The 3313-nt window shown below is 70.3% G+C and carries 2 protein-coding genes and 2 pseudogenes; all 4 read right to left on the bottom strand.

Annotated elements, in window-relative coordinates; translation table 11 throughout:
* Positions 1–78, bottom strand: a pseudogene (locus FCN22_RS21300) (transposase); the annotation flags it as partial.
* Positions 79–121: 43 nt separating this feature from the next.
* Positions 122–2065 carry a site-specific integrase gene (locus tag FCN22_RS21295; RefSeq protein ID WP_137123567.1) on the bottom strand — a complete coding sequence of 648 codons (1944 nt, stop codon included), beginning with the start codon at positions 2063–2065 and terminating at the stop codon, positions 122–124.
* Positions 2062–3120 (bottom strand): tyrosine-type recombinase/integrase, encoded by a 1059-nt coding sequence (locus FCN22_RS21290; protein WP_202911736.1) that lies wholly within the window; start codon positions 3118–3120, stop codon positions 2062–2064. The genes FCN22_RS21295 and FCN22_RS21290 overlap by 4 nt, the downstream gene beginning before the upstream one ends.
* A 98-nt stretch (positions 3121–3218) precedes the next feature.
* Positions 3219–3313, bottom strand: a pseudogene (locus tag FCN22_RS22010) (transposase); the annotation flags it as partial.

Here is a 3313-nt window from a genome sequence, read left to right as displayed (position 1 = left end):
CCGGATGACCGCGGCGGCGTTCGGGAAGATTCCCACGACACGGCTGCGACGCTTGATCTCCTTGTTGACCCGCTCGATTATCCGGCCCTGGGGGCCGGGTCAAGGATCTGCATAGACGAGTTCATCTTGGCCGCAGGGTGTGCAGGTGGTTCTGGAGTGCTTGGGCGACGTGGCGGTGTCGTTCTTCCTCGCCGGTCCAGCCGCGGTCGGCGGCGTCGGCCTGCAGGGCTTGGACGTCGGTCAGCTGGTCGGTGAGGGCCGGTTCGAACTCGGCGGCTGGGGTGTAGTTGTCGCAGGTCTCGCAGATGTTGGCGTAGGGACAGGGCCCTTGGGACTCGTGGCGGGAGCAGTAACCGTGCGCGACCCGCGTCTTGAGCATCTCGCTGGCCAGCCAAGAGACCTTGTCGGGCACGATCGGTCGCCCGACCGGGGTGAGGGTGAGCTGGCGGCGCATCTTGCCCATCGCCTCGTCGTAGGCGCCCCGCAGCGTTGGCGATGCGAGGGTGGCGTAGCGGATGGTCATTTCCGGGGTGACGTGTCCGAGCAGGGCCATCAACGCCTGGAGGGACATGCCGGCGTTGGCCAGCGTGGTGGCGTAGGTGTGACGCAGTTGGTGCGGCGTGACTGTCAACGGCCGGCCGGTGGGGTCGTGCAGGCCGGCTGTTGTCACGGCGGCGAGGAGCCCGTTGCGCAGCCGGGTAGCTCCCAACCGGCGGCCGTGTTCGGTGAACATGAAGTCGGTGGGCTTGTGTGTGCGCGGATGCGGGATCGGACGATGACTGCCTCGCCGGTGGGCCCACTGGTCGAGGGCTGCCAGGGTGGGTTCGTCCAGTGGCACGGTGCGTTCGGTGGCGAGCTTGCCCAGCGGCACGCGCAGCCAGGTCCCGGCGGGTCCGTAGTCCACGACGGCGCCCAGCTCGAGGTCGAGGAGCTCACCGACGCGTAGCCCGGTGCCGCGCAGCACCTGCAGACCGGCTCGGGCGAACGGGTCGGGCAACGCGATGACGGCGGCCATCAGTCGCGCGTCGACGTCTGGGGTCAAGGCGCGTGGCAGGGCACGGTCCAGTTTGGGGATATCGGCCGCGAACACCAGCCGCCGGCTGGGTGCCTCGGCCCACCCCCAGGCGGCGATGTCCTCGAGCAGGTTGCGCAGGCTGAGCACGCCCGACTGCGCGACGGCCACTGACACTGGCTGTGGTCGGGACTTGCGTCCGCGCCAGGGGCGGGTCCGGTTCCAGGACAGGAACTCCTCGACGTGGCTGCGTTGCAGTCTCGCTAAGCTGGTGACCTCGGGGTGGCGGGTGGTGAGGAACTCCGCGAACGGGAGCAGGTCGCCCACCAGCGACTCCACCGATCGTGGCCGCAGGACGCTGGCCCGGGTGTGTACGTAGCGCAGCAACACGGCCCGGATCGGCTCGGCCATGGCGACCTCGGTGAAGCGCTGTTCCAGGGTCCGCGACCAGGGGCGACGACGCGGCGGCTGATCGAGCACGTCGATCTCGAACAGCAGCTGCCGCAGGCTGGCTAGCCTGGCGCGGTAGGCACGCAGCGATGAGCGCGACAGCGTCATCGTGACGCCCAGCTGCTCGTCGAACTGGGCGACCACGTCGGTGCTGAGGTCGGCGACCGGGCCGCCGTGCCAGGCCAGCAGAACCGCGAGACACTCACCGAGCACGGTGTCGACCCAGCCTGGCGTCCATCCCAGCCGTAGTCCCGCGGCCCGCGCCGCGGCGAAGTCGTTGGCATGCTGGGCTTCCACGACGCGGGCGAGGCCGGTGAGGTTCTTGGCACCGGCCAGCTCCAGATCCAGCCGGAGGCGTCCGGTGCCGATCAGGAAGACGACCAGCGGCCAGGCTCGGCTGCGCTTGAGCTCCACCATACGTTCGGCGACCGGCTGGCTCATCCACCCGTGCAGGTCAGGATGCACGGCAAGGAAGGCTCGGGCGCAACGAAGCCGGTCACGCAGCGCCCGGTCGCTGCAGCCGAGCCGCTGGCAGTGACCAACGTAGGCGGCGAACCAGTCATGGTCGGTGCCGGTGGCCACCCGGGCGACGGCGGCGCTCATCGTGCGCCAGCCAGGGTGGCGCGAGCGGCGGCGTACTCGGCCGCCAAATGCTCGACCGACAGGTGCACATACCGGCTGGTGGTCTCCGGGCTGGCGTGTCCCATCAGCTCCCGCAGCGCGAGCACGTCGATCCCGCCGACAGCAAGCTCGGTGCCGTAGGTGTGTCGCAGCCGATGGGGCCGGACCCTGGTTGCTCCCGAGACTTCCCGGTGCCTGCGGAACAGGGCCCGCAGCCCGGCCTCGCTGACCGGCGCTCCGCTGGTCGGGCCGCGCAGCACCACGAAGCACTCCGGTGTCACCAGCCCGGGTGGGCGTTCGTGGCGCAGGTAGGCGCCGAGCTCGGCGAAGAACGCGCCGTCGACCGGAACCACTCGTTCCCGTCCGCCCTTGCCGACCACCCGCAGTCGCCGGCGGCCCTGGTCGACGTCGCGCAGCAGCAGCCCGCGGACCTCGGCCGAGCGCAGCCCGCCCAGCAGCATCGCCAGCACCATCGCGCGGTCTCGATACGTGCGCAGCCCGGACAGGAACGCCTGCACGTCAGCCAGGTCCAGCGACTCAGGCAGTCGGCGCTGCTCGCGGACCAGGCGTCCGCCGCCGCGGGCGCGTCCTGGCCCCAGATGTCCGAGCATGCCGCGAGACGTCGGCCGCAGCCCCTGCCCGCGACGTGGCGCCGGCACCGGGTTCGAGTCACGGATCCCGCTCATCACCAGGAACTCGAAGAACGCGCGGACCGCGGCGACTCGCCGGTTGATCGTGGCCGGTGCCGCGCTGCGAGGCTTGAGCCGCACCACCCGCTGGCTCGTCGCCGGGGTCCGCGCGCCCTGCCAGTCCACCCAGCCGAAGACGTCTACCGGCTCCACCGCCGACAGCGCGATCTGCTGCTCGGTCAGGAACCGGGCGAGGTTGGCGACGTCGAAGGCATAGGCCCGAACCGTCGCCGGCGAGAACGCTCGCGCACGCAAATGGGCCAAGAACTCATTGCCCAGACCGATGCCATCCCAGTCGCCCACCAGCCGATGCTGACCCTCCCTCACCTGCACCGCGGCCGCCATCATGGGCTCCTTCCCTCACCTCAGGATCGACCTTCGACCCATCCGGCTCGGGGACCTCAAGCCGCGAGCTGCACCGTGTCGCCCAAGAGCCGGTTAACAGATAGCGGGTTGGTCGACCACACACCTTGCGCCAGTGGGTCTTGGGGAATGCGGTGAAGGCGAGGACCTCGGCCTTGGCCTCGTCCATCAGCGGTCC

Source organism: Segeticoccus rhizosphaerae, assembly GCF_005222685.1.
Lineage (GTDB): Bacteria > Actinomycetota > Actinomycetes > Actinomycetales > Dermatophilaceae > Segeticoccus > Segeticoccus rhizosphaerae.
The sequence above is the reverse complement of the archived record's forward strand: the minus strand, read 5'-3'. Positions and strand labels throughout refer to the sequence as shown.

What these genes read in the sequence shown, in the direction of transcription:
- FCN22_RS21295 (WP_137123567.1), bottom strand. Translation starts at nt 2,065, where the DNA reads ATGAGCGCCGCCGTCGCCCGGGTGGCCACCGGCACCGACCATGACTGG.
- FCN22_RS21290 (WP_202911736.1), bottom strand. Translation starts at nt 3,120, where the DNA reads ATGATGGCGGCCGCGGTGCAGGTGAGGGAGGGTCAGCATCGGCTGGTG.